General features: G+C 66.6%; 25 protein-coding genes and 1 riboswitch. Of the genes, 4 read left to right on the top strand and 21 right to left on the bottom strand.

Going from position 1 to position 23,483, the window contains the following annotated elements:
* Positions 1 to 57: 57 nt before the first annotated feature.
* The 5 genes from ASG92_RS20450 to ASG92_RS20430 all read right to left on the bottom strand — a co-directional run bounded on the left by ASG92_RS20450 (position 58) and on the right by ASG92_RS20430 (position 4,923).
* Positions 58 to 561: a DUF3145 domain-containing protein gene (locus ASG92_RS20450; RefSeq protein ID WP_056632635.1), complete on the bottom strand. Its 504-nt coding sequence runs from the start codon at positions 559 to 561 to the stop codon at positions 58 to 60.
* A 264-nt stretch (positions 562 to 825) separates the two neighbouring features.
* Positions 826 to 1,752, bottom strand: coding sequence for a tyrosine recombinase XerC (locus ASG92_RS20445; protein ID WP_200952035.1), 927 nt, complete (start codon positions 1,750 to 1,752; stop codon positions 826 to 828).
* A gap of 73 nt (positions 1,753 to 1,825) precedes the next feature.
* The gene (dprA, locus tag ASG92_RS20440) at positions 1,826 to 3,010 is read right to left on the bottom strand and encodes a DNA-processing protein DprA (protein WP_056632631.1); all 1,185 of its coding nucleotides are present in this window, start codon (positions 3,008 to 3,010) and stop codon (positions 1,826 to 1,828) included.
* Between the two features lie 11 nt (positions 3,011 to 3,021).
* Positions 3,022 to 4,566, bottom strand: a complete 1,545-nt coding sequence (locus ASG92_RS20435) for a YifB family Mg chelatase-like AAA ATPase (protein ID WP_056632626.1) — start codon at positions 4,564 to 4,566, stop codon at positions 3,022 to 3,024.
* Positions 4,567 to 4,923: a YraN family protein gene (locus tag ASG92_RS20430; RefSeq protein ID WP_056632622.1), complete on the bottom strand. Its 357-nt coding sequence runs from the start codon at positions 4,921 to 4,923 to the stop codon at positions 4,567 to 4,569.
* 190 nt (positions 4,924 to 5,113) lie between these two features.
* On the opposite strand from ASG92_RS20430, the gene ASG92_RS28555 reads away from it, so the two are divergent.
* Positions 5,114 to 5,578 (top strand): DUF6278 family protein, encoded by a 465-nt coding sequence (locus tag ASG92_RS28555; RefSeq protein WP_157372316.1) that lies wholly within the window; start codon positions 5,114 to 5,116, stop codon positions 5,576 to 5,578.
* Between the two features lie 51 nt (positions 5,579 to 5,629).
* On the opposite strand, the gene ASG92_RS20420 is transcribed toward ASG92_RS28555, so the two are convergent.
* The 12 genes from ASG92_RS20420 to ASG92_RS20365 all read right to left on the bottom strand — a co-directional run bounded on the left by ASG92_RS20420 (position 5,630) and on the right by ASG92_RS20365 (position 14,046).
* The gene (locus ASG92_RS20420) at positions 5,630 to 5,956 is read right to left on the bottom strand and encodes a DUF2469 domain-containing protein (RefSeq protein ID WP_056632617.1); all 327 of its coding nucleotides are present in this window, start codon (positions 5,954 to 5,956) and stop codon (positions 5,630 to 5,632) included.
* Between the two features lie 105 nt (positions 5,957 to 6,061).
* On the bottom strand, positions 6,062 to 6,733 hold the full coding sequence (locus ASG92_RS20415) for a ribonuclease HII (RefSeq protein WP_056632614.1): 672 nt from the start codon (positions 6,731 to 6,733) through the stop codon (positions 6,062 to 6,064).
* Between the two features lie 2 nt (positions 6,734 to 6,735).
* Positions 6,736 to 7,656 (bottom strand): signal peptidase I, encoded by a 921-nt coding sequence (gene lepB, locus ASG92_RS20410; RefSeq protein ID WP_056632611.1) that lies wholly within the window; start codon positions 7,654 to 7,656, stop codon positions 6,736 to 6,738.
* Positions 7,657 to 8,337 (bottom strand): signal peptidase I, encoded by a 681-nt coding sequence (lepB, locus tag ASG92_RS20405; protein ID WP_056632608.1) that lies wholly within the window; start codon positions 8,335 to 8,337, stop codon positions 7,657 to 7,659.
* Between the two features lie 84 nt (positions 8,338 to 8,421).
* Entirely contained in the window at positions 8,422 to 8,781 is a 360-nt protein-coding gene (gene rplS, locus ASG92_RS20400) for a 50S ribosomal protein L19 (protein ID WP_056632605.1), read from the bottom strand.
* Between the two features lie 232 nt (positions 8,782 to 9,013).
* Positions 9,014 to 9,829 carry a tRNA (guanosine(37)-N1)-methyltransferase TrmD gene (gene trmD / locus ASG92_RS20395; protein ID WP_056632602.1) on the bottom strand — a complete coding sequence of 272 codons (816 nt, stop codon included), beginning with the start codon at positions 9,827 to 9,829 and terminating at the stop codon, positions 9,014 to 9,016.
* Positions 9,830 to 10,414 carry a ribosome maturation factor RimM gene (gene rimM, locus ASG92_RS20390; RefSeq protein ID WP_056632601.1) on the bottom strand — a complete coding sequence of 195 codons (585 nt, stop codon included), beginning with the start codon at positions 10,412 to 10,414 and terminating at the stop codon, positions 9,830 to 9,832.
* 121 nt (positions 10,415 to 10,535) lie between these two features.
* Positions 10,536 to 10,778: an RNA-binding protein gene (locus ASG92_RS20385; RefSeq protein WP_056632598.1), complete on the bottom strand. Its 243-nt coding sequence runs from the start codon at positions 10,776 to 10,778 to the stop codon at positions 10,536 to 10,538.
* Position 10,779: 1 nt separating this feature from the next.
* Positions 10,780 to 11,190, bottom strand: a complete 411-nt coding sequence (gene rpsP / locus ASG92_RS20380) for a 30S ribosomal protein S16 (protein ID WP_056632653.1) — start codon at positions 11,188 to 11,190, stop codon at positions 10,780 to 10,782.
* A 269-nt stretch (positions 11,191 to 11,459) separates the two neighbouring features.
* Positions 11,460 to 11,897: a hypothetical protein gene (locus ASG92_RS20375; RefSeq protein WP_056632595.1), complete on the bottom strand. Its 438-nt coding sequence runs from the start codon at positions 11,895 to 11,897 to the stop codon at positions 11,460 to 11,462.
* Positions 11,898 to 12,008: 111 nt separating this feature from the next.
* Positions 12,009 to 12,884 (bottom strand): VOC family protein, encoded by an 876-nt coding sequence (locus ASG92_RS20370; RefSeq protein WP_056632591.1) that lies wholly within the window; start codon positions 12,882 to 12,884, stop codon positions 12,009 to 12,011.
* A gap of 79 nt (positions 12,885 to 12,963) precedes the next feature.
* Positions 12,964 to 14,046 carry an amidohydrolase family protein gene (locus tag ASG92_RS20365; RefSeq protein WP_056632588.1) on the bottom strand — a complete coding sequence of 361 codons (1,083 nt, stop codon included), beginning with the start codon at positions 14,044 to 14,046 and terminating at the stop codon, positions 12,964 to 12,966.
* Positions 14,047 to 14,166: 120 nt separating this feature from the next.
* A riboswitch (TPP riboswitch) is annotated at positions 14,167 to 14,274 on the top strand.
* Here ASG92_RS20365 and thiC point away from each other — a divergent pair.
* A complete protein-coding gene (gene thiC, locus ASG92_RS20360) occupies positions 14,269 to 16,101 on the top strand; it encodes a phosphomethylpyrimidine synthase ThiC (protein WP_056632586.1) in 1,833 nt (610 codons plus the stop codon). It overlaps the preceding riboswitch by 6 nt.
* A gap of 24 nt (positions 16,102 to 16,125) precedes the next feature.
* Here thiC and ASG92_RS20355 read toward each other — a convergent pair whose 3' ends face one another.
* The gene (locus ASG92_RS20355; protein WP_056632584.1) at positions 16,126 to 16,860 is read right to left on the bottom strand and encodes an alpha/beta hydrolase; all 735 of its coding nucleotides are present in this window, start codon (positions 16,858 to 16,860) and stop codon (positions 16,126 to 16,128) included.
* A gap of 55 nt (positions 16,861 to 16,915) precedes the next feature.
* On the bottom strand, positions 16,916 to 18,499 hold the full coding sequence (gene ffh / locus ASG92_RS20350) for a signal recognition particle protein (RefSeq protein WP_056632582.1): 1,584 nt from the start codon (positions 18,497 to 18,499) through the stop codon (positions 16,916 to 16,918).
* Between the two features lie 143 nt (positions 18,500 to 18,642).
* Here ffh and ASG92_RS20345 point away from each other — a divergent pair, with 143 nt between their 5' ends.
* A complete protein-coding gene (locus ASG92_RS20345) occupies positions 18,643 to 20,049 on the top strand; it encodes a glucose-6-phosphate dehydrogenase (protein WP_056632580.1) in 1,407 nt (468 codons plus the stop codon).
* A 162-nt stretch (positions 20,050 to 20,211) separates the two neighbouring features.
* Here the strand turns inward: ASG92_RS20345 and ASG92_RS20340 are convergent, their stop codons facing one another.
* Both ASG92_RS20340 and ASG92_RS20335 read right to left on the bottom strand, forming a co-directional pair.
* Positions 20,212 to 20,550, bottom strand: a complete 339-nt coding sequence (locus tag ASG92_RS20340) for a P-II family nitrogen regulator (RefSeq protein WP_056632576.1) — start codon at positions 20,548 to 20,550, stop codon at positions 20,212 to 20,214.
* Positions 20,547 to 21,905, bottom strand: a complete 1,359-nt coding sequence (locus tag ASG92_RS20335; protein WP_056632573.1) for an ammonium transporter — start codon at positions 21,903 to 21,905, stop codon at positions 20,547 to 20,549. Before ASG92_RS20335 ends, ASG92_RS20340 begins: the two co-directional genes overlap by 4 nt.
* A gap of 321 nt (positions 21,906 to 22,226) precedes the next feature.
* Between ASG92_RS20335 and ASG92_RS20330 the strand changes: the two genes are divergently transcribed.
* Positions 22,227 to 23,393 carry an MFS transporter gene (locus ASG92_RS20330; RefSeq protein ID WP_240987227.1) on the top strand — a complete coding sequence of 389 codons (1,167 nt, stop codon included), beginning with the start codon at positions 22,227 to 22,229 and terminating at the stop codon, positions 23,391 to 23,393.
* The last annotated feature ends 90 nt before the right edge of the window (positions 23,394 to 23,483 follow it).

The raw sequence follows: 23,483 nt of genomic DNA, 5'->3' as shown, positions 1-23,483 counted from the left end.
TGAAGAAGCCCCTGCCTGTTGTTGGCGGGGGCTTCTTCAGTGCTATGGGGAGGGGCGTCAGCCCACCTGATGCAGCCAGCGCACAGGTGCGCCTTCGGCAGCGTGCCGGAAGGGTTCGAGTTCCTCATCCCACGCCTCACCGAGGGCGAGCGAGAGCTCGTGGTAAACGGCCGAAGGATCGCCCGCGCCGGACTCGTAGGCATAGCGGATGCGGTCTTCGGTGACCATGATGTTGCCGTGGACGTCCGTCACGGCATGGAAAATGCCCAGCTCAGGCGTATGGGACCAGCGGCCGCCGTCCACACCCTGGCTGGGTTCTTCAGTGACCTCGAAGCGCAGGTGGGCCCAGCCCCGCAGGGCAGACGCCAGCTGCGCACCTGTCCCCTGCGCACCGGTCCAGGACAGCTCCGATCGGAACATGCCGGGCGCGGCAGGCTGAGCGGTCCACTCGAGATCCGTGCGCTTGTCCACGACAGATCCGATGGCCCACTCGACGTGAGGGCACAGTGCGGTAGGGGCCGAGTGAATAAACAGCACACCGCGGGTCATTGCAACAGACATTCCATCCTCCATAGCTGTAGGTACGTCTTCCCCAACGACCTTCATGGATGGATGTTTGCTGCTCAGGGTGCCGCGTGGCGCCGGTAATTCCTGCCAATCTATGAAAATAATGCCGGACTCGCAAGGGCGCCGAAAGCCACTGGCTTAAAGCACAACTTGAAAGTTGCCGGACCTGGGTCTTATTGTGCCGCACGCCGCCTAATTACGCCAGTGCAATTCGGCGCGCCGTAGAACGGTAGTTCATCGGGAGTCGCCCAACGCAACCTACGCCCGCGGGTGGGCCTGCTGGTAGCTGTTCCGCAGCCGGTCCACTGACACATGGGTGTAGATCTGCGTGGTGGCCAGACTGCTGTGGCCCAGGATTTCCTGGACCGCCCTCAGATCGGCGCCGCCGTCGAGCAGGTGGGTGGCCGCCGAGTGCCGCAGCGCGTGAGGACCGGTGGCCGCCGTATCGCCCAAGGCCTCGAAGAGGCCTTTCACGACGCTCCGCACTTGGCGCTGGTCCACCCTCCCGCCCCGTACACCAAGGAACAACGCGGGCCCGCTGCCCGCAGAGACGAGCTTTCCTCGGCCACGGCGCAGCCAGTCGTCGACGGCGAGCGCGGCCGGCAGTCCGTGGGGAACAGTCCGCTCCTTGTTGCCCTTGCCAAGCACACGGAGGGTCCTTCGGTCGGGATCGAGATCGTCAACATCGAGACCTGCGAGCTCGCCGACGCGGATGCCGGTGGCATAGAGCAGTTCAACGATGGCCAGGTCACGCAGCGGCATCGGCGAACCGTCCTGTGCTGCGTCCTTCAGTCCGGTCAGCAGCCGGACGAGCTGCTGCTGCTGCAGTACGCCGGGCAGGGAGCTCTCCTTCTTCGGTGCCTTCAGCCGGAGCGCCGGGTCGGCGTCGATGAGTTCCTCACGCAGCGCCCATGCGGTGAAGCTCCGGGCGGTGGCGGACCGGCGCGCCAGCGTGGAACGGGACACGCCCGACTCGCTCTGGGCGCCAAGCCAGCGCCTCAGTGTCCCGAGTTCCAGCCCGCCCAGATCCGTGACACCCTCCGTGGCTGCGTAGGCCAGCAGACTTCCGACGTCCGAAAGGTAAGCGCGCACCGTGTGTTCGGACCGCGCCCTCTCACCGGTCAGGTACCGCCCAAATCCGGTCATGGCCAGGGCGAGCGCCAGCGGCAGTTCTTCTTTCTCCACGGTCCCACTTTCCCAGCATTTGGCGGGCAATCAAGGAGCGCACCCGGCGCGCCGCGGCGGCCACCACGCGCCCTCAGCCGGAGGTCTTGGTTCGCTTCCAGCCGCCGCTCCCCGACTCGGCGAGCCCCAGCAGGTTCAGCCTGCCCAGGCCTGCCCGCACCGATTCGACACCGAGCCCGGCGACGCTGCTCAGTTTCTCGACCGAGCTGGTGGACCTGAGCGGAAGGGCGTCGAGCAGAATCAGGTCCTCGAGCGTCAGGCCGTCGTGATCGGCGGATCTGCCCGCCCGCACGTCCGGCAGGGATTCCCCGCTCGGCGAGGCCAGTTCCGCAATCTCCGCTGCGTCGGTAACGCATATCGCGCCACCCTCGCGCAGCAGCCTGTGGCAACCGGCAGAGTTGGCGCTGTGGACCGATCCCGGCACGGCTCCCACGGCCCTTCCAAGCGACTCGGCGTGGTGTGCCGTGTTAAGGGCGCCAGACCTCCATCTGGCCTCAACAACGACAGTCACCGACGCCAGCGCAGCGATAATCCTGTTTCGTTGCAGGAACCTGTAACGCGTGGGTGCTGAGCCGGGCGGTACCTCAGCTATGACGGCACCCTGGTTGGCCACGGCCCGCAGCAGGTCCTCGTTCCCGGAGGGGTAGAAGCGATCCACCCCGCCGGCCATCACCGCAATGGTCGGCATCGGACCCGAGCCTCCCGCCAAGGCGGCACGGTGCGCGTGCGCATCAATGCCATAGGCGCCTCCGGACACCACGGTGAATCCCCGCTGCGCGAGCGAGTACGCGAGATCTCCGGTGACCGACGCACCGTAGCTGGTGCTGTCCCGGGAACCGACCAGCGCGACCGACTTCGCCGCCGGCGGCAGTTCCAGCTCGACTCCCCTCCACCACAGGCAGATGGGCTGGTGAATGCCCAGATCCCCGAGCTGCCCGGGCCACAGTTCATCTCCCGGAATGATCATCCGGCCGCCCAGCCGTTCCAGCGTCGCCAGGTCGCGCTCCGGTGCAAGGTCCGGAATCCTGGGCGCCCAGCGCTTCAGGGCCGCAGCCATGCCAGCCCAGGACGTCACGGAGCCATGCTCTGCCAGAACACCCGTAATTTCCTGTTCGAGGGCCGGACCGTAGCCCAGCTGGCCGGTGGCAATCCCCAGCGCGTCCAGCGCGCCGGCAACCTGCACCAGCGCAAGTCCTGCCGCGTCCTGCGGTTCCATCAGCCTGGACAGGGCAGCGCGCGCCAGTCTCTCGTTCTCCATGTGGTTTCCTTTCACGCGGCTACCGAAGCAACCTGGCGTAGGCTCAGTGCCTGTCCGATGTCGTTCGCGTCCGGCTGCTCCCTGCTGCCGAGGTCGGCCAGCGTCCAGGCGAGTCGGAGCACCCGGTCATAGCCTCGGGCCGTGAGCACGCCCCTTTCGAGGGAATGGTCCAGGATGCGGGTGGTTGCCGGTGCGAGCCTCAGGTCGCCCCTGAGCACCCTTCCTGGCACCTGCGAATTGGTTTCCATTCCGAGGGGACGAAGCCTCTGGAGTTGGCGCGCCCGGGCGGCGAGGACCCGGCCTCCGACCGTCGCGGTGTCCTCCTCGCCCCCGGACTGGCCGAAGTCCGCCAGGGAGACGCGGTCCACCTGCAGCTGGATATCCACCCGATCGAGCAACGGGCCGGACATGCGCGCCAGATACCGGCGCCGCATCGTGGCCGTGCAGGTGCATTCCACGCCTTTGCCCGAGGCTTTGCCGCACGGGCAGGGGTTGGCCGCCAGGACCAGCTGGAAGCGTGCCGGGTAGGCGGCGGTGCCTGCTGAACGGTGGATAACAAGCTCGCCGCTCTCGAGGGGCTGCCGGAGTGCGTCGAGCACGCGTCGCTCGTATTCCGGTGCCTCGTCAAGGAAGAGAATCCCCCGGTGCGCGCGGGACGCCGCACCCGGCCGCGGCAGTCCGGAACCGCCTCCGATGATGGCCGCGGATGTCGCCGTATGGTGGGGATTTTCAAAGGGCGGGCGCCGGACCAGCTGCAGCGACGACGACGGGAGCTGGCACAGGGAATGAATGGCCGTTACCTCCATTGCCTCGGTGTCGCCGAGATCGGGAAGGAGCCCGGGCAGCCGTTCCGCCAGCATCGTCTTGCCTGCGCCAGGCGGGCCGGTGAGCAGCAGGTGGTGGGCGCCCGCGGCAGCCACCTCCAGGGCGCGGCGCGCATCTCCCTGGCCCGAGACGTCGCACATGTCCGGGACGCTCACGCCAACGGATTCGGCGTCCTCCCCGGCGGGTTCATCCTCCGGCTCGAAATCGAGGGCCAGTTCTTGGGGGTCCGCCCCGAAGTCGAAGGCGAGCCGTGCAAGGGTCTTGTAGCCCTGGACCCGCGCGCCGGGTACGAGCGCTGCCTCAGCGGCGTTGGCCTGGGCGACAACGACGTCCGTGTACCCCGCCTGGACGGCCGACATCACTGCAGGGAGGACGCCGCGGACAGGCCGAAGCTGTCCGTCCAGGCCGAGTTCGGCGATGAAGACCGTGCGCCCCGTGGTTCTGATGTCGTCCGCCGCGCGTAGCGTGGCCATGGCAATCGCCAGATCGAATCCGGAGCCGCGCTTGGGCAGGGACGCGGGGATGAGGTTGGCCGTGATCTTCCGCCGGCTCAGCGGAATGCCGGAGTTCTGGGCAGCCGAACGGATCCGTTCCTTGGCTTCGTTGAGGGACGCGTCCGGCAGCCCCAGAATGACAAAGGCGGGCAGAGTCTGGCCTATATCGGCCTCGACCTCTACGATGTAGCCGTTCAGCCCCACCAGGGCCACCGAGTACGTTCGTCCGAGCGCCAACTACCCCACCCCCCTGAGGTGCTCAAGGGTCGGCTCGCACACGCCGTCGTCCAGTACTGCAATGACATCCACGCGACGCAACGGCATCCGAAGCTCATGATCGCGGCACCAGGCTGAGCCCAGGCGATGCAGACGTGCAAGCTTGTCCGCACCCACGGCTTCGAACGGATGGCCAAAGGCGAGCGACCGCCGTGTCTTCACTTCCGCGATGACGAGCGCGTCGCCGTCCAGGGCAACGATGTCGATTTCGCCGTCGGGACAGCGCCAGTTGCGCTCCACGATCAGCATGCCCAGCGATTCCAGATACCCGGCCGCGAAATCTTCGCCGCGGCGGCCCAGCAGGTCTTTGGCTTTCATTTCTACCTCCGCAACAAGACTGCGGGGGCGGCGTCACGCGGGACAGTGGCCTATCGGGCTATGTGGACAAACCTGTCAATGGGCGGCTGTGGAGGAGCGGTGATCGCGGGAGGTCTGTGACCTCCAGCGCCGATGGTCGAGGCCGGAACAAAAGCATTCAGCCAACGCGCGTGGGGCGTAGTCTGGCCGCATGAACGACCGGGACGATTCAACCGAACCCCTGCACAGGCTGCCGGCGGCCATGCCGCGGAGATTTGCCGAGTACAAGCCGGCCGTTTCCGAGGTTTCGTCGTCCCCGCCAACTAACGTCGGCGGGTACGAAGAACTCTTGGACCTCTTCCACCAAAGAGGCCAGGCTCTACCACGAACGGGAGAAGGCCTTGCCTCTATTGATCTCCTCGTGGACAGCGCCAGCGACAAAGATTCGCTGGAGGCTTTCGCCCGGCCAATCGGAATGTTCTACGGAGATGTCCTCACGCACTCAGTTCCGGGAGCACACTGGGAGGTGGTCGAGGAAGGATACCCCCGGGTTCGAATCACCGGAACGGTCGCGGTCGATGTCGTCCGAGTGGCCACAGGACGCCTGTCATTCGGCACGCCGACCCTCACGGAGAACTATGCACACGTCCTCGAGCTAGTCGGGATGGATGGATAGCAGGGCGGCCAGCGAGTCCGAAACTTCCTCCGGGAAAAGCGCGACCCCTACCTAGTTCCCCAGGTCAACGTCCTTGGGCAGTGCAAGCTCCTCGCTGCGCGGGAGTTCCTCGACATTGACGTCCTTGAACGTGATAACCCGGACGCTCTTTACGAACCGCGCAGAGCGGTAGACGTCCCAGACCCAGGCGTCCTGGAGCGTGAGGTCGAAGTAGACCTCCCCGTCGGCGCTGCGCGCCTGCAGGTCCACGTGGTTGGCAAGGTAGAAGCGCCGCTCTGTCTCGACCACGTAGCTGAACAGCCCGACGACGTCGCGGTATTCACGGTAGAGCTGGAGCTCCATGTCGGTTTCATAGTTCTCAAGGTCTTCGGCACTCATGGTTCCATCTTGCACCATGCAGCGCGTCCCGCGCGCACCGGCCCCCTAGAGCCGAACTACAACCGGCACGGGCGGCATCCACAAGCGGCCACCCGGCCGCAAAGCCTACTCAGACAGCAGGTTCCAGCTCACCCGGTGATACGGGCTGGGGCCGGAGGCCCGGATGGCTTCCCGGTGCGCTGCCGTCCCGTAGCCCTTGTTGACGTCCCAGCCGAAGGCGGGGTACTCGAGGTGGAGCTCCTGCATGGTGCGGTCCCGCTCCACCTTGGCCAGGACACTGGCCGCGGCAACGCTCAGGCACTGCATGTCGGCCTTGACCAGCGTGTGCACGGGCGCGTCGCAGCCCGCATCCGTCACGATCTCGTCAAACAGCGACGGCTGGGCGTCCGGGGACAGCCAGTTGTGGCTTCCATCCAGCAGGACCACATCCGGCGTGATGCCCGTCCCCAGGATCTCGAACCACGCCCGGTTCCCGGCCGTCCGGAGGGCGCCCATGATGCCCAGTTCATCGATTTCCCGGGCGCTGGCGTGCCCCACCGCGCAGACAACGCTCCAGGCCCGGACCAGCGGGTCCAGCCGTTCACGGTCGGTAGCCTTCAGCAGCTTGCTGTCGCGGACGTCCGCCAGGAGCTTCATCTGCCGCAGGTCCACGACGGCGATTCCCACGCTCACCGGCCCGGCGAGGGCCCCGCGGCCTACTTCGTCGACGCCCGCCAGGTACCGCGCTCCCCGCGGCAGGAAGCGCTTCTCGTAGTCAAGGGTGGGGGCAACGGACATGGCTAGCCTGCCGGCGGGACGTTCTTGAAGACGTCCGGATAGTTGTCCAGGGCACCCCAGCGGTTCACGGGCCAGGCGATGACGGCGGCCTTGCCCTCGATGTCGGCGATGTCCACAAACCCTCCGTTGGAGTCGGTGTGGGCACGGGAGTCCGCGGAATGGTTGCGGTTGTCCCCCATGACCCAGACTTTGCCGGTCGGCACCACGACGTCGAAGTTGCGCACCAGGGGCACCTCGGCCGGGTTGACGTACTTTTCGTCCAGCGGGGCCCCGTTGACCGTGAGCTTGCCGTCCGCGTCGCAGCAGATGACGTGGTCCCCGGGCAGCCCGATGACGCGCTTGACGAGGTGCTGTTCGGAGTTGTCCGGCAGCAGGCCCACGAACGTCAGTCCGTCCTCGATGAAGGTAAACGGCCCGTCGGCCTTTTGCGGAGTGGGCGGCAGCCAGCCCTTGGTGTCCTTGAACACCACCACGTCCCCGCGTTCCAGGGCAAACGGCTCCGGCACGAGCAGGTTGACGAAGATGCGGTCGTTGATGTCCAGGGTGCTCACCATGGACTCGGACGGAATATAGAAGGCGCGGAACAGGAACGTCTTGATGAGGAAGGACAGCACGACGGCGATCACCACCACCGTGGCGATCTCCTTCAGCCACAGCAGGAACGGGTTGCGGGCAGGAGCCGGCTTCTTCCGTCCTTCACCCGCGGCTGCGGTCTCTCCGGCCGGGGCCCCTCCCGGGACATGACCTCCCGGGACGCGCTCGCTTGAGGCGGGCACGGCGGACACAGACACGCCGGAATCAGGGTTTCCGGGTGCAGGGTCTCCAGGGACGGCCACGGCCGAAACGGGCTCTCCCGAAGCGTGCCTCCCCGGCCTGGCAGCGGTCTGCTGCGGCTCGGAAGTCCCGGGATCTGTTTCCGGCATCTACTGTCCGTCCTTAGTTGTTGTTGTGGCCGCCAGCGGCGGCCGCGCCACTGACGCAAATCTATCAAGTGGCCAGATGATCTGTACCGGCCGGCCGATCACCTTATCCTCCCGCACCATGCCGCCGCCCGGCGCGCCCAGCAGGCTGCGCGAGTCGGCCGACACGGAGCGGTGATCACCCAGCAGCCAGAGCCGGCCTGCCGGAACCATCACGTTGAACTTCTGGCCGCTCGCCGTATCCCCTTCATAGAGATAGGGTTCCACGAGCGGCTGGCCGTTCACTGTGAGCCGCTGTTCGGCGTCGCAACAGACCACGTGGTCCCCCGGGAGGCCGATGACCCGCTTTACGTAAGTGGTATCACTGCCCGTGAGCCCCAGCCAGTGTCCGGCTGCGGCCAGCGCGTCCTGCAGCGGGCCGGAGCCGCTGCTGAGCGGCGCAAACGAGCCCCGGCCATCGAACACGACGACGTCACCGCGCCGGATCGGCTCCGACTGGAAGCCGGTGCGGGAGACCAGGATCCTGTCGCCGGTATCGAACAGCGGTTCCATGGAGGCCGACGGAATGTAGTACACGTCCAGCCACAGCGAGCGGACCACCCCGCTGACGATCACCGCCAGCGCCAGGGCCAACAACGCAAAACGCCAGCCCGGTTTCCCTGGCTGGCGTTTCGTCTGGTCCATGGTCCGTATCCTGTGGCGCTGTTGCGGATGGCTCCGGCGCTGGCCGGATACGGGTTCGGGACCCGCCGTGAAGTCCGGAGGGACTTACTTGGCGGTGCTGAAGTCGCGCTTTTCCTTGATCTTCGCAGCCTTACCGCGCAGTGCACGCATGTAGTAAAGCTTGGCGCGGCGCACGTCACCCTTGGTGACGAGCTCGATCTTGTCGATGATCGGGGAGTGCACCGGGAAGGTACGCTCAACACCGACGCCGAAGGAAACCTTGCGGACGGTGAAGGTTTCGCGGATGCCGTCACCCTGGCGGCCCAGGACGAAGCCCTGGAATACCTGGACACGGGAGTTCTTGCCTTCGATGATGTTCACGTGAACCTTGAGGGTGTCACCCGCGCGGAACTCGGGAACATCGGTGCGCAGCGAGGCTGCATCTACGGAATCGAGGATATGCATTGATCCACTCCTGGTGAACGCCACAGGTCATTCACTTTGGGTCACGGCGGCCAAGCCCGGATTTAGGCCCGGGAATTGACGCCGAAAGTGTTGTGGACCGGCCCCGCCACTGATTGGCGGTACCGGGTTGCCTTGCTGTTGGTTGCGCTCCCCCTGTGGCAGGTGCGGACCCAGCAGACACAAGGACTAATTTTGCCACACTCGGCGGTCTTCAGCCAATCGCGGCGGACAGTCAGGCGGAAGCGGCGCTTCCGGAGTCCGGGCGGCGCTTGAGCCGGCCGTCGACGACGTCGTACCCCAGGTCCGCGAGGGCGGTGCGGTCCGCGCGGGGAAGACTTCCGGCGTCGAACGTCTCCAGCAGGTCAGGCCGGCGTTCGGCCGTCCGGCGGTACTGCTCGTGCCGGCGCCACTGGGCAATCTTGCCGTGGTTTCCGCTGAGCAGGATCGCCGGCACCTCCCGGTCACGCCAGACCGAGGGCTTGGTGTAGACGGGATACTCGAGCAGGCCGTCCGAATGCGACTCCTCCACGAGGGACTCCGGGTTGCCCACCACGCCCGGCAGCAGCCTTCCGATGGCCTCCACCATGGCCAGGACGGCCACCTCGCCGCCGTTGAGGACATAATCGCCGAGGCTGACCGGGCGAACGGTGAAGTGCTCCTCCGCCCATTCAATCACGCGTTCGTCGATGCCTTCATAGCGGCCGCAGGCGAAAACCAGCTGGTCCTCTTCCGCGAGCTCGTAGGCCAGCGCCTGGTTGAAGCGCTCCCCTGCCGGGGACGGCACGATGAGCACCGGCTTGCTGCCGGCGTCCGCCGGCTGCGCCGCGGCCACCGACGCCAGCGCCTGGGCCCACGGCTCGGCCTTCATGACCATGCCGGCGCCGCCGCCGTAGGGGGTGTCGTCCACGGTGCGGTGGCGGTCGGTGGTGAAGGAGCGGAGGTCGTGGACGGTGAGGTCCAGCAGCCCGTCCTGCCTGGCCTTGCCGATCAGCGAGAGTTCCAGCGGTGCCAGGTACTCGGGAAAAATACTGACGACGTCGATTCTCATCTAGGCTTTGGCCCCCGGCCCGGGTTCTCCGGCGTCAGGTTCTTCGTCATCCGAGGCTGCGTCCTCGGTGGCGGACTCGACGTTGATTTCGAAGAGGCCGGCCGGCGGCGTCACCAGGACATAGCCTTCCGCGACGTTCACTTCGGGGACGATCGCCTCGACAAAGGGGATCAGGATCTCCTTGCCGTCGGGGGTCTTCACCACGAGCAGGTCCTGCACCGGCAGGGTGTTCAGGCCGGAGACCTTGCCAACGACCTGCGAGCCGACCCTTGCTTCGAGGCCCACGAGTTCGTGCTCGTACCAGCCTTCGTCGTCGTTGTCCTCAAGCTCTTCGGTCTCGATGAACAGCTTGGCGCCGCGGAGGGTCTCAGCCTCGTTCCGGGTTTCAATTTCCTCGAAGGCCAGTAGGAGGATGTCCTTGTTCCAGCGGGCGCTGTGAACAGTGAGCGGCCCGGCGGAGGCGGGTTCGACCACAAACTCGGTGCCGGGGACGAACCGGTCGCCGGGCGCGTCGGTGAGCACCTGGACGGTCACCTCGCCACGGATTCCATGGGGTTTGCCGATTCGTGCCACCTGAAGCTGCATGTGTTCCTCTGTTCCGGAATGCGTCGTGAAAAATTTAGGGGTTGTCCGCCGTGAAAGCAGTCCGGCCCCTCCACCGTTAGCTGGTGAAGGGGCCGGACTCAAGACAAGTGTTGCAGGCGCGTTACCGGCGGCGGTCGGTGTCGACGACGTCGACCCTGACCTGCTCGCCATCTGCCAGCGCCGCCACTACCGTGCGCAGTGCGCGGGCGGTGCGGCCCTGGCGTCCGATTACCCGTCCAAGGTCATCCTGGTGAACGCGCACCTCGAGGGTATCCCCGCGGCGGTTGTTCTTGGCGCTGACCTTGACATCCTCAGGGGAGTCAACGATTCCGCGGACAAGGTGTTCGAGCGCTTCTGCCAGCAACTTACTCAGCCTCGGTGGTCTCTGCTTCAGCCTCGGCGGGAGCTTCTGCCTTGGCCTTCTTGGTGATGGCTTCCGGGATGATCACGGAACCCTTTTCCGGGGCAACGAAGGCTTCCTTGGCAACCTTGGTCTTCAAGGTGCCTTCCTGGCCCGGGAGACCCTTGAACTTCTGCCAGTCACCCGTGACCTTGAGGATCGCGGCAACCTGCTCGGACGGCTGTGCGCCGACGCCGAGCCAGTACTGGGCACGGTCCGAGTCGACCTCGATGTATGAGGGCTCTTCGGTGGGGTGGTACTTGCCGATCTCTTCGATGGCACGGCCGTCACGCTTGGAGCGTGCGTCCATGACGACGATGCGGTAGTACGGTGCGCGCATCTTACCGAAGCGCTTAAGGCGAATCTTTACGGCCACTTTTGTGGTCACTCCTGTTTCTGAAACGGGGTCGAGCCCGGCGTTCTGCACCCGTGGGGCGGGCCGTACTAGGGGGTTCATAAGGACAGGATCCAGACGCGGAGAGAGGGGCCACGCAGATCGAGTACCTGTTTATTGTGCCAGATCGGCCGCGTTATTTCGACTTGACATGCGCGGGGACCGTGATTGCGCGGTTCCGGGCCACAATCGTGCCGGGACCCGGAGCCCGGAATGGGAGCCGCGCCGAACGGCCCGGCGCGAAGCCGCTATCAGGACGACCACACGTAGAGGCCGGTCCTGCTGTTCTCGTCGACGCTGCCGGCGAGCTGTGCCAGCTGCTGGACATACTTCCGGGCCTCCTCGGCGCCGAAGGGCATGTCCTCCTCGGCCGCCCACCGCTCGGCAACGTCATCGAGGACGTTGCCCTCGCCTTCGGACTCGTAACTGAGCAATTCAGCAAGCGCCCGGACCATGGCCGGCGGCACGCCGAGCAGGGAGTCGCTGGCGACGTCCACCATGGCCAGTTCATAATCGGCCCCGGCGGCGTGCACGGCAGCGCCGGCGAAATCCCCGAGCTGTTCGATTTCAAAGTCGCTGATGCCGGGAATGCGGACACCCGCCCCGGCAGCGGCGCCCCCGCCATCCAGGTCTTCGGCGCGCTTGAGGGCTTCCCTGTGGGTGGCGACAAATATTTCGGTGAAGCCCATGGAGTTCGTCCTCGTTCCGTCGACGGCGTGTGCCCCCGGGCAGCGGCGGCGGCCGCCCGGGGCTGTTCGAATTCAGCCTAACCCACGGCGCACACGCCTGGCCGGAAGGCCTTAGCGCACGGCCACGCGGATCTGGTTGCGCCAGGGGTCCTCGAAGCGAAGCTCGGCCCCCGTGTGGTGCGAAGCGACGCCGGCAACCTTGAGCCGGTCCGCGAGCGCTCCGACGTCGTCGCCGGACGGGACTTCAATCAGGACCTCACCCAGGCCCAGGGTGTCGCGGCGCGGGCCGGCGCCGCGGCTGTTCCAGACATTCATGGCCATGTGGTGGTGGTAGCCGCCGGCCGAAACGAAGAGCGCCTGGCCGTGCCAGCCGGCCGTTTTTTCGAAGCCGAGCGTCCCGACGTAGAAGTCGTGGGCCGACTGGACGTCGCCAACCTGCAGGTGCACGTGCCCGACGCCGGCCCCGGCGCCGTGCTGGCCGTCCACCGACTCCTGGGTCAGGTGGTCCTGCAGATACCGCTGCGGCGGCAGCGCCAGGCTGTCCATGACGACGTTCTTGCCGTCCCAGGCCCAGGCCTCGCGGGGACGGTCCCAGTAGAGCTCAATGCCGTTGCCTTCGGGGTCGCTGAAGTAGAAGGCCTCGCTCACGAGGTGGTCGGCGCTGCCGGTGAAGGACTGCGGCTCATACTGGGCGGCACTGGCCACCGTGGCCGCCAGCGCCGCCTGGTTGTCGAAGAGCAGCGCGGTGTGGAACAGGCCCGCTTCGCCCCGGCCGGGGATGTTCAGTCCGGGCGCGGGGGCAAGGTGGACCAGCGGCGTCTGAAGCCGCCCGAGGTAGAGGCCGCCGTCCTGCTCTGCCACGACGTCGAGGCCGAGGGCCCGCTGGTAGTAGTCGGTCATGAGGTTCATGTCTCCCACCTTGAGCATGACGGTGCCCATGGTGAGATCGGCAGGAAGAAGATCCTGGCTGCTGGATGCTGTTGTCATTGAGTATTCCCCTGACTCCCCGGCCACCGGATTTCGATGGTCCCTACATCTCTAAATTACTTGAAGCTTCAATTTATTCCTAACGGACAATCCTCCCGCGCAGAACCACGCCTTTCAGATCGCGGATCGTTTCCGGATCCGCGCGGGGATCCTCCGAACACAGGACCACGTCGGCGCTGGCCCCCTCGGCGAGGGCGTCGGCCCCCAGCCAGCGGCGGGCACTCCAGCAGGCGGCGTCGAGCGCGGCAACCGGCGGAAGGCCGGCAGCGTGAAGGGCAAGGATCTCGTCGGCGATCCGGCCGTGCCGGATCACACTGCCTGCATCGGTTCCGGCGAAGACCTGGACGCCGGCCTCGTAGGCCTCCAGGACGCGTTCATCCCGGCGCTCCCACAGCCCGCGCATGTGGGCTGCATACCGCGGAAACCTGGCTTCGGCCCGGGCCGCAATGTCCGGAAAGGTTGCGATGTTGATGAGCGTGGGAACGATCGGCACCTGCTGTTCCACAAACCGGGGAATGTGCCGCGGCAGTAGCCCCGTGGCGTGTTCGACGCAGTCGATTCCGGCGTCGAGCATGTCATCCAGGGTGTCTCCCCCGAAGCAGTGTGCGGTGACCCTGGCGCCTTCATCGTGGGCGGCCCTGACGGCGTCCCGTACCGCTGCGGCGGGAAACGACGGCGCGAGGTCACCGGCGTCGCGGTCGATCCAGTCCCCCACCAGCTTGACCCAGCCGTCCCCGGCACGCGCCTGCTTCCGGACCGCCTCCACGAGATCCTCCGGTTCGACCTCCACGGCGAAGTTCCGCAGGTAGCGCCGCGTCCTCGCGATGTGCCGCCCGGCCCTGATGATCCTCGGCGCATCCGGCGACTGCTGCAGCCACCGCGTGTCGCTGGCAGCGCCCGCGTCCCGGACCAGCAGCGTGCCGGCATTGCGGTCCGTCATTGCCTGGGCGTGCGCGACGTCGTCGTCCACGGCGCCGCCGGGACCCAGCCCGATGTGGCAGTGGGCGTCCACGAAACCCGGCAGCACCCAGCCGTCCAGCACCACGTCCGCACGTTCAAGCGGCCGGTCGAAGGTCAGTCTGCCGTCCACGGCCCAGAGCCCGTGCCGCTCCTGGTCCGGGGCTGTGAGCACGGTTCCGCTGAATTCGATGATGCGCGCCATGTCTCCAGCCTAATCCGCCGGCCGCCTGGGGGCAGGGGGCACCCTCTCCCGCCAGCTGTCACACCGGCAGTCACACCGGGTATGGATGGGCAACGGCCTGTTGCCCTGTGGTAGCTTCGTCTACGACCACACGGGTGCCCCTGCAGGGGCTGAGATCGGGCTAGCGCAGCCTGCGACCGTTGAACCTGTCCGGGTAATGCCGGCGAAGGAAGTGAGCAGTAAATGAACACCCAGAAAGCACAGCTGATTCCTGCCCAAAACGAAGCTGCCCAAAAGGAAGCAGCCCAAAATGAAGCTGGCCAGCCGACCACCCAGTCGCTGAAGTCCCATTCTCTGGCCTACCTCGAGGGAGACGGCCTGCGCGTTCCGGTAACGGAGATCGCGCTGGAGCCTTCACCCAACGGGGAGCAGAACGAGCCCCTGCGCGTGTACCGGACGGCCGGTCCCGGCAGCGACCCGGTGGTGGGCCTGGCGCCGTTCCGCGCGGAGTGGATTGAGGCCCGCGGGGACACCGAGCCGTACAGCGGCCGCGAGCGGAACCTGCTCGACGACGGCCGGTCGGCCGTGCGCCGCGGCGCAGCGTCGGCCGAGTGGAAGGGGGCGCAGCCGGTGCCCCGCCGCGCCGTCGGCGGTAAGACGGTGACGCAGATGCACTATGCCCGGCAGGGCGTGGTGACTCCGGAGATGCGCTTCGTTGCCCTGCGGGAGAACTGCGACGTTGAACTGGTGCGCAGCGAAGTGGCGGCCGGGCGGGCCATCATCCCGAACAACATCAACCACCCGGAGTCGGAGCCGATGATCATCGGCAAGGCCTTCCTGGTGAAGATCAACGCCAACATCGGCAACTCGGCAGTGACGAGCTCCATTGCCGAAGAGGTGGACAAGCTGCAGTGGGCCACCCAGTGGGGTGCCGACACCGTCATGGACCTCTCCACCGGCGATGACATCCACACCACGCGGGAATGGCTGATCCGCAACTCCCCCGTGCCGATCGGCACCGTGCCCATCTACCAGGCGCTGGAAAAGGTCAACGGCGAAGCCAACGCGCTGACGTGGGAGATCTTCCGGGACACCGTCATTGAGCAGTGCGAGCAGGGTGTGGACTACATGACCATCCACGCCGGCGTGCTGCTGCGCTACGTTCCCCTGACCGCCAACCGCGTGACCGGGATCGTGTCCCGGGGCGGCTCCATCATGGCCGGCTGGTGCCTCGCGCATCACCAGGAAAACTTCCTCTACACGCACTTTGACGAGCTGTGCGAGATCTTCGCGAAGTACGACGTCGCCTTTTCCCTGGGAGACGGCCTGCGGCCCGGCGCCACGGCGGACGCCAACGACGCCGCCCAGTTCGCTGAACTCGACACGCTCGCCGAACTGACCCAGCGGGCCTGGGAATTCGACGTGCAGGTCATGGTGGAAGGACCGGGCCACGTCCCGTTCCACCTGGTCCGGGAAAACGTGGAGCGCCAGCAGGAGCTGTGCAAGGGAGCCCCGTTCTACACGCTCGGACCGCTGGTCACCGACGTGGCACCGGGCTACGACCACATCACGTCCGCCATCGGCGCCACGGAGATCGCCCGCTACGGCACGGCCATGCTCTGCTACGTGACGCCCAAGGAGCACCTGGGGCTGCCCAACAAGGACGATGTGAAGACCGGCGTGATCACCTACAAGATCGCGGCCCACGCCGCGGACCTCGCCAAGGGCCACCCCGGCGCCAACGAGAGGGACGACGCCCTGTCCAAGGCGCGCTTCGAGTTCCGCTGGCGCGACCAGTTCGCGCTTTCCCTTGACCCGGTGACGGCCGAAGCCTTCCACGACGAGACGCTGCCGGCGGAGCCTGCCAAGACCGCGCACTTCTGCTCCATGTGCGGTCCAAAGTTCTGCTCCATGCGCATCAGCCAGGACATCCGGAACGAGTACGGCTCCGCGGAAGCGCAGGCGGCCCTGGCCGAGATGGCTGAAGGAATGCGCGAGAAGAGTGAGGAGTTCCTGGCCGCCGGCGGCAAGGTCTACCTGCCGGAGCTGCGGGTTCCCGAAACCGCGGACCAGTAACGGCCGGCCCCGAGTCCGCCGGGGTCAGGACGCCCGCGGCTGCTGCCGCCGGCTGACCTCGGCAACAAAGGACCGGATGAAACGGTCGCCCTCGGGCGAGTCCTGGGGCCGGTGCCCTCCCGCAGCAGTGCGGTGCAGGGCGCCGGTCTCCCTCAGGTAGCCGGCGATCTCCTCGTACAGGGGCTCCCACCCGCCGGTGAGGACAAGGGTGGGGACGCCGGGCACGATCTGCAGCGGAGCCTGCCAGGGCGGCGCCTGCAAACGCAGCCGCCTGGCCGCACGCCTTGCCTCGGGAGTGCTCGGGCCGGGCGCGTCCGCGGCAAAGGCCCGCCGGACGAACTCCCGCTCGTAGTCGTCGTCGCCCAGCTGGTGCCGGACGTCGAACAGTGGCTCCATCAGTGCCCGGTGGGCGGCCGTGGCCGGCAGCTCCGCCGTCAGCGACAGGCAGGCGGGTTCCACCAGGGTCAGCGAGAACACGAGGTCGGGGCGTTCGACGGCGGCCATCATCGCGGCAATGGCACCCTGGGAATGCGCAACCACGTGGCCGCCGGCGGCGCCGCGGCCGTCGTCGGCGAGTGAGCGCAGCACAATCTGGGCGTCTGCGGCGAAATCAGTTTCAAGGGGTTCGGCCTCGGCGTCGAAGCCGTGCCGCCGCAGGAACAGGGCGTCGTACTGCAGGGCCATGCCGTGTTGGCGCGGCCAGGCAGCGGAGCCGAAGTTTCCGGCACCGTGGACGAACACTACCCGCTGCTTAAACATGACCCAACCTTATGGCAGCGGTCTGGCATCAGCGCCGGCCGACATGATCGTGCGCCTATTTGCCGCCCAGGAACTTGTCAAAGCCCTTGGGGAGGTTCAGCTGCGAAGGGTCAAAGTCGCCGCCCTGCTGGCCGAAGGCAGCCCCGGTGGGGAGTGCCTTCGCGGCGCTGGCACGCCGGGCCTCCGCATCACGGAGTTCCTGGGCCGCCTTGGCGGGGTTGCCTGAACGGGCCTTCTTCTTGGGTGCGTTCTTGGCACCCTTGCGCGCGCCACCGCCCGGTCCCATGCCCGGCATGCCCGGCATTCCGGGCATTCCGCCGCCCTGGGCCATCTTCTTCATCATCTTCTGGGCCTGCGCGAAGCGTTCAAGCAGCCCGTTGACCTCGGACACGTGGACGCCCGAGCCCCTGGCGATACGGGCGCGCCGCGAGCCGTTGATGATCTTCGGTGCCAGCCGCTCGTGCGGAGTCATGGAGCGGACAATCGCCTCGACACGGTCGATCTCGCGCTCATCGAACTGCTCCAGCTGCTGGCGGATGTTCTGCGCGCCGGGCATCATCATGAGCATTTTCTTCATGGAGCCCATGTTGCGGATCTGCTGCATCTGGGCGAGGAAGTCGTCCAGCGTGAAGTCTTCCTGGTCGGCGAACTTCTTCGCCATCCGGGCAGCTTCGTCCTTGTCCCAGGACTTCTCCGCCTGCTCGATCAGGGTGAGGACGTCGCCCATGTCGAGGATGCGGGACGCCATGCGGTCCGGGTGGAACAGCTCGAAGTCATCCAGGCTTTCGCCGGTGGACGCGAACATCACGGGCTTGCCGGTGACCGACGCGACGGAAAGCGCGGCACCGCCGCGGGCGTCGCCGTCGAGCTTTGACAGGACGATGCCTGTGAAGTTGACGCCTTCATCAAAGGCCATCGCCGTGTTGACGGCGTCCTGGCCGATCATGGAGTCGATCACGAAGAGCACTTCGTTGGGGACGATGGCCCGCCGGATCTGGCGCGCCTGTTCCATCATGTCGGCGTCGACGCCGAGACGCCCGGCGGTGTCCACAATGACGACGTCGTGCAGCTTCTGGCGGGCCTCCTCCACGCCGGCCCGGGAGACGGCGACGGGGTCGCCCGCCGGGTGCTCCAGCTCGGAGGTGGCGCCCGGGTGCGGGGCGAAGACCGGGACACCGGCGCGCTGGCCGACGACCTGCAGCTGCGTCACGGCGTTGGGGCGCTGGAGGTCGGCGGCAACGAGGATGGGGCTGTGGCCCTGCGCCTTGAGCCACTTGGCGAGCTTACCGGCGAGGGTGGTCTTACCGGCACCCTGGAGGCCGGCAAGCATGATGATGGTGGGTCCGGTCTTGGCCAGCCGGATGCGGCGCGTTTCTCCGCCGAGGATCTCAACGAGCTCCTCGTTGACGATCTTCACGATCTGCTGGCTCGGGTTCAGTGCCCCGGAGACCTCGGCGCCGAGCGCGCGCTCACGGACCTGGCCGGTGAACTCGCGCACCACGGGCACGGCAACGTCGGCATCCAGCAGTGCCCGGCGGATCTCGCGGACTGTGGCGTCGACGTCTGCCTCGGTGAGGCGGCCCTTGCCACGGAGATTCTTGAAGGTTGCTGTCAACCGGTCAGAGAGTGAATTGAACACGCGCCGTGCACTTCTTTCAGTGGATGTACGGATGGCGGCCCTGCGGCACACCAGCGTCTCGGCCGTTGTTTCCAACTGCGTCGACGACGGGACTCGACTATCTAGGGTACCAAGACACGCCTTCAAGATGGCATGCTGGCAAAATGACGAGCCAAACAACTGTAAAAACCCTGCTCATCCTCGGTGCCACCGGCGATCTTACCGGCCGCCTGCTGTTGCCCGGGCTGGCACGCCTTGTGGCCAAAGGCCGCGCCGGCGGGCTCAAACTCGTGGGGGCCGGCTCAACCCCGTGGACGCAGGAACAGTGGCTGGAACGCATCGACGCTGCCTTCGCCGATGCCCTGCCCGAAGCCGACGCCGCCGGGAGGAGCGAACTGGAGCGGATCCGTGAGGCCACGCGTTACCACCAGGTTGACGTCACCGCCGAGGGCGAACTGGCCGCCCTGCTCGCAGCCGTGGAGGTGCCCGTGGCCGTCTACTTCGCGCTGCCGCCCCAGGTCAGCGAGAAGGCCTGCCAGATATTGGCCCCGGACCAGGTCCCTGCCGGAACGCGGCTCGTCATGGAGAAGCCCTTTGGCTCCGGAGAGGAGTCCGCGCGGGAACTCAACCGGACCCTGCAGACCCTTGTCCCGGAGGACCACATCCACCGGGTGGACCATTTCCTCGGCAAAGCCACGGTCCTGAACATCCTGGGCCTGCGGTTTGCCAACAATTTCCTCGAACCGGTCTGGAACCGGGAGCACATCGCCAAGGTGGAGATCATTTTCGACGAGGATCTGGCCCTGGAAGGGAGGGCACGTTATTACGACAACGCCGGAGCCCTCCGGGACATGATCCAAAGCCACTTGCTGCAGATCCTGGCCCTGATGACGATCGAACCACCCGCCACGATCGGCGAGCGCGACCTGCGGGACGCCGTGGCCACCGTCCTGCGGGCCAGCACCATCAAACCGCCCTACGGGGCAAGCACACGGCGTGCACGCTATAAGGCCGGCAGCATCGGCGGCAGGACGGTTCCCGACTACGTCAAAGAGGAGGGCGTGGATCCGGCACTGAACACCGAGACGCTTGCCGAGGTCCGGGTCGACGTCGACAACTGGCGGTGGAAGGGCGTGCCGTTCATCCTGCGGTCCGGCAAGGCCCTCGGTGACAAGCGCAAGGAAGCGGTGGTCACCTTCCGCCCGGTGCCGCACCTGCCCGGTGGATTCACCGGGCAGGACTCTCCCAACCAGCTCCGGATCGGCTTCGGGCCCGACACCCTCCGGCTCGACGTCGACGTCAACGGACCGGGAGACATCTTCAGCCTGGACCGCGCCGCCCTCGTTGCAGAGCTGAATGCCTCGGAACTGCTGCCGTACGGCGAAGTCCTGGAGAGCGTCCTGAACGGGGACCCCCTCCTTTCAGTCCGCGGCGACACCGCCGAGGAGTGCTGGCGGATCGTCGATCCGGTCCTCGCGGCCTGGTCCAGGGACGAAGTTCCGCTTGAAGAGTACGACGCCGGCACATCGGGCCCGGCGGGCTGGCCCGGTTCCGGTTCGGTCACCGGATAGGTCCGGACAGGCACGTCCCGGCACGCACGTCCGGGCACTTCCGGGCACGCAACAGGGCCGGTCACCGCGATGGTGACCGGCCCTGCCGGCATCCCGTTGGGCTGGGACTGTGTTTCAGATGGCCGTGCGTTTCAGATGGCCGTGCGTTTCCGAATGCTGCGGCTAGATGGCCGCTACGCCCCGTTCACCGGTCCGGACCCGCACTGCTTCAAATACATCCATCGTCCAGACCTTGCCGTCGCCGGCCCGGCCCGTGTTGGAGCTGGAGATGATGACATCAAGGATGTCGTCAGCCTGTTCGTCCGTGGCCAGGACCTCAACGCGGATCTTGGGCAGCAGGTCCACGTTGTACTCTGCGCCGCGGTAGACCTCGGTGTAGCCCCGCTGCCGCCCGTAACCGCTGGCGGCACTGACCGTCAGGCCCTGGACCCCGTAAGCCTCCAGGCCTTCCCGGATGGCTTCGAGCTTCTCCGGACGGACGATTGCTGTAATCAGTTTCATGCCCCCACGCTTTCCTTGCCTGTTGCTGCTTCTGTCGTCTTGCCGGCCGCGGGTGCCGCATCCTGGCTGGAGGCCGGTGCGTTGCCCGTGATCAGATCATGCAGCGGCTGGAAGCTGCCGCCGTGGCCGCCAATGCCAAACTCGTAAGCCGTCTCGGCGTGCAGGCTGAGGTCGACGCCCACGACTTCCTGCTCCTGGGAAACCCGGAAGCCCATGAACTTGTGGATCGGGTAGGCGATGATGGCGGTCATGACCGCGGTGAAGATGATGGACATGAGTGCCGCCAGAGCCTGGGCAACAAGCTGGCTGGTACCTCCGCCGTAGAAGAGACCTGCCTGGCCCTGGGTCGGGGTTGCGAGGAAACCGATGGCCACGGTGCCGACGACGCCGGAGACCAGGTGGACGCCGACGACGTCGAGCGAGTCATCGTAGCCGAGCTTGAACTTCAGACCGACGGCCAGGGCAGAGGCGACACCGGCCACGACGCCGAGGGCGATGGCGCCGAGCGGGGAGACATTGGCACAGGCCGGGGTGATGGCCACCAGGCCTGCCACAACACCGGACGCGGCACCGAGTGAGGTGGGGTGACCGTCGCGGTAGCGTTCCACAGCGAGCCAGCCGAGCATGGCCGCTGCCGGGGCTGCGAGAGTATTGATCCAGATCAGGCCAGCCTGTTCAACAGTTGCGGCAGCACCGGCGTTGAAGCCGAACCAGCCGAACCAGAGGATGGCAGCGCCGAGCATGACGAACGGAATGTTGTGGGGGCGGTGATTCGGGTCCTTGCCGAAGCCCTTGCGGTTTCCGATGATCAGGACAAGGATGAGGCCCGCCACGCCGGCATTGATGTGCACGACGGTGCCGCCGGCGAAGTCGATGACCGGGGCGAACGTCTGGCCGAACCAGCCGTCCTTGGAGAAGAGTCCCCCGCCCCAGACCATGTAAGCCAGGGGGGCGTAGACCAGCGTGGCCCAGATGGGGGTGAAGATGGTCCAGGCCGAGAACTTGGCGCGGTCAGCGACGGCTCCGGAGATCAGCGCCACGGTGATGATGGCGAAGGTGGCGGCGTAGCCAACCTTGAGCAGATCAGCGGGGTCGGTGAAGTTGTGAAGGCCGAAGTGGCTGAACGGGTTCGCGAAGATCTGGAAGAAGTTGTCCTCGTTGCTCGTGGCCATGGAAGCGCCCCAAAGGACCCACATGATGCCCACGGTGCCAATCGCGACGAAGCTCATCATCATCATGTTCAAGGCGGCTTTCGCACGGGTCATGCCGCCGTAGAAGAATGCCAGGCCCGGGGTCATGAACAGCACGAGTGCTGAAGCGACCAGGAGCCAAACGAGACCTGCGGTGAGTTCCATGGTCTACGTCCTCTCTTGCTTTGTGTGCGGAGTTGCCCGCCCTGTCCCAACGCCTTTTGCGTTCTGGTTCAAGTTTTGCCGTGCCGTGTTTCGCACACAGAGGATTTAGATTGCCGGCCTGTTACAAGAATCTCCCGGAAGTAAATGGTGCATATCTTGCTTGTTACGGTTATGTTTCATCACTCGCAAGCCGCCCCTCCGGCCCCTTTTCGCAAGGATCACCTGTTTATGACGCCACGCCCACGTCCCGCCGCCAGCAGACTGCGGTTTAGCGCCGGCTGGCGGACCGGCAACGCCCCGCTGCCCCGCGACATTAAGGTGATGCTCGTCGCGGCCTTCCTGATCGCCTTGGGATTTGGCCTGGTGGCGCCGGTTCTGCCGCAGTTCGCCACCACTTTCGACGTCGGCGCGACGGCCGCCGCCGTGATCGTCAGCATCTTTGCGTTCATGCGGCTGGTGTTCGCCCCTGCCGGCGGGGCACTGATCGGAAGGCTGGGCGAGCGCCCCGTCTACGTGGCCGGACTGCTGATTGTGGCTGCATCCACGGCCGCCTGCGCCTTTGCCCAGTCTTACTGGCAACTTCTGGTGTTCCGTGGGCTGGGCGGCGCCGGATCGGTGATGTTCACGGTCGCGTCGATGGCGCTCGTCATCCGGCTTGCACCGCCCGAAAGCCGCGGCAGGGTTTCCGGCGCGTACGCATCCGCGTTCCTGATCGGCAATGTCTGCGGGCCCATCGTAGGCGGCCTGCTGGCCGGGTTCGGGCTGCGCGTTCCCTTCCTCGCCTATGCGGGGGCGTTGGTTCTGGCCGCGCTCGTGGTGCAGACGCAGCTCAGCCATGTGCCCGGCAACGGACGCCGCGACGGTTCCGCGGCTCCGCCCATGAAACTCGCTGAGGCCCTCGGGGACAGCGCGTACAGGGCGGCGCTCTTCTCAAGTTTTGCCAACGGCTGGGCAACGTTCGGCGTGCGCATGGCCACGGTGCCCCTGTTTGCCGTCACGGCACTCGGCTCCGGTCCGGAGGCGGCGGGCTGGGCACTGGCGGTATTCGCTGCCGGGAACGCCGTTGCGCTTACTTTTTCAGGCAGGCTGGCTGACAGTCTGGGCCGCAAGCCGATGATGACCGCCGGGCTGGTGCTCACCGGCGCCGCGACCGGCGGGATCGGCCTGACGAACGGACTGGGCTGGTTCCTTGCCGCGTCCGCGCTTGCCGGCGTCGGCGCGGGATTGCTGGGGCCCGCCCAGCAGGCGGCCATCGCTGACGTGATCGGCCGGGAGCGGTCCGGCGGACGCGTGCTGGCCGTCTACCAGATGACCGCGGATGTCGGCGCCATCCTCGGCCCGGTGTTCGCCGGGCTGCTGGCAGATCAGTTGGGCTACGGCTGGGCGTTCGCCGTGACCGGCGGCGTCCTCCTGCTCGCGGCGGCAGCCTGGCTGCTGGCCCGGGAGACGGTGCAGCGGCACCCTGCGGACGCTGACCGGCCCAACTAACACGAAAGTAGAAGTCGGTTAGGCCGCCGGGGACGGAGTGAGGGTGACGGTGAAGCCAAGGCTGTTGAGTTTGCTGATGGCGTTGTTTCT

This window comes from Arthrobacter sp. Soil736, assembly GCF_001428005.1.
Lineage (GTDB): Bacteria > Actinomycetota > Actinomycetes > Actinomycetales > Micrococcaceae > Arthrobacter.
This window is presented reverse-complemented; position numbering and strand designations above follow the sequence as displayed.

Excerpts from the sequence above, each read along its gene's own strand:
- rimM (WP_056632601.1), bottom strand. The coding sequence starts at position 10,414 with ATGCAGCTTCAGGTGGCACGAATCGGCAAACCCCATGGAATCCGTGGC.
- ASG92_RS20335 (WP_056632573.1), bottom strand. The coding sequence starts at position 21,905 with ATGGAACTCACCGCAGGTCTCGTTTGGCTCCTGGTCGCTTCAGCACTC.
- rplS (WP_056632605.1), bottom strand. The coding sequence starts at position 8,781 with ATGCATATCCTCGATTCCGTAGATGCAGCCTCGCTGCGCACCGATGTT.
- ASG92_RS20355 (WP_056632584.1), bottom strand. The coding sequence starts at position 16,860 with ATGTTTAAGCAGCGGGTAGTGTTCGTCCACGGTGCCGGAAACTTCGGC.
- thiC (WP_056632586.1), top strand. The coding sequence starts at position 14,269 with ATGAACACCCAGAAAGCACAGCTGATTCCTGCCCAAAACGAAGCTGCC.
- ASG92_RS20370 (WP_056632591.1), bottom strand. The coding sequence starts at position 12,884 with ATGACAACAGCATCCAGCAGCCAGGATCTTCTTCCTGCCGATCTCACC.
- ASG92_RS20420 (WP_056632617.1), bottom strand. The coding sequence starts at position 5,956 with ATGAGTGCCGAAGACCTTGAGAACTATGAAACCGACATGGAGCTCCAG.
- ASG92_RS20430 (WP_056632622.1), bottom strand. The coding sequence starts at position 4,923 with ATGAAAGCCAAAGACCTGCTGGGCCGCCGCGGCGAAGATTTCGCGGCC.
- ASG92_RS20330 (WP_240987227.1), top strand. The coding sequence starts at position 22,227 with ATGCTCGTCGCGGCCTTCCTGATCGCCTTGGGATTTGGCCTGGTGGCG.
- ASG92_RS20345 (WP_056632580.1), top strand. The coding sequence starts at position 18,643 with ATGACGAGCCAAACAACTGTAAAAACCCTGCTCATCCTCGGTGCCACC.
- ASG92_RS28555 (WP_157372316.1), top strand. The coding sequence starts at position 5,114 with ATGAACGACCGGGACGATTCAACCGAACCCCTGCACAGGCTGCCGGCG.
- dprA (WP_056632631.1), bottom strand. The coding sequence starts at position 3,010 with ATGGAGAACGAGAGACTGGCGCGCGCTGCCCTGTCCAGGCTGATGGAA.
- ASG92_RS20450 (WP_056632635.1), bottom strand. The coding sequence starts at position 561 with ATGTCTGTTGCAATGACCCGCGGTGTGCTGTTTATTCACTCGGCCCCT.
- ASG92_RS20365 (WP_056632588.1), bottom strand. The coding sequence starts at position 14,046 with ATGGCGCGCATCATCGAATTCAGCGGAACCGTGCTCACAGCCCCGGAC.
- trmD (WP_056632602.1), bottom strand. The coding sequence starts at position 9,829 with ATGAGAATCGACGTCGTCAGTATTTTTCCCGAGTACCTGGCACCGCTG.
- ASG92_RS20375 (WP_056632595.1), bottom strand. The coding sequence starts at position 11,897 with ATGGGCTTCACCGAAATATTTGTCGCCACCCACAGGGAAGCCCTCAAG.
- ASG92_RS20340 (WP_056632576.1), bottom strand. The coding sequence starts at position 20,550 with ATGAAACTGATTACAGCAATCGTCCGTCCGGAGAAGCTCGAAGCCATC.
- lepB (WP_056632611.1), bottom strand. The coding sequence starts at position 7,656 with ATGCCGGAAACAGATCCCGGGACTTCCGAGCCGCAGCAGACCGCTGCC.
- lepB (WP_056632608.1), bottom strand. The coding sequence starts at position 8,337 with ATGGACCAGACGAAACGCCAGCCAGGGAAACCGGGCTGGCGTTTTGCG.
- ASG92_RS20415 (WP_056632614.1), bottom strand. The coding sequence starts at position 6,733 with ATGTCCGTTGCCCCCACCCTTGACTACGAGAAGCGCTTCCTGCCGCGG.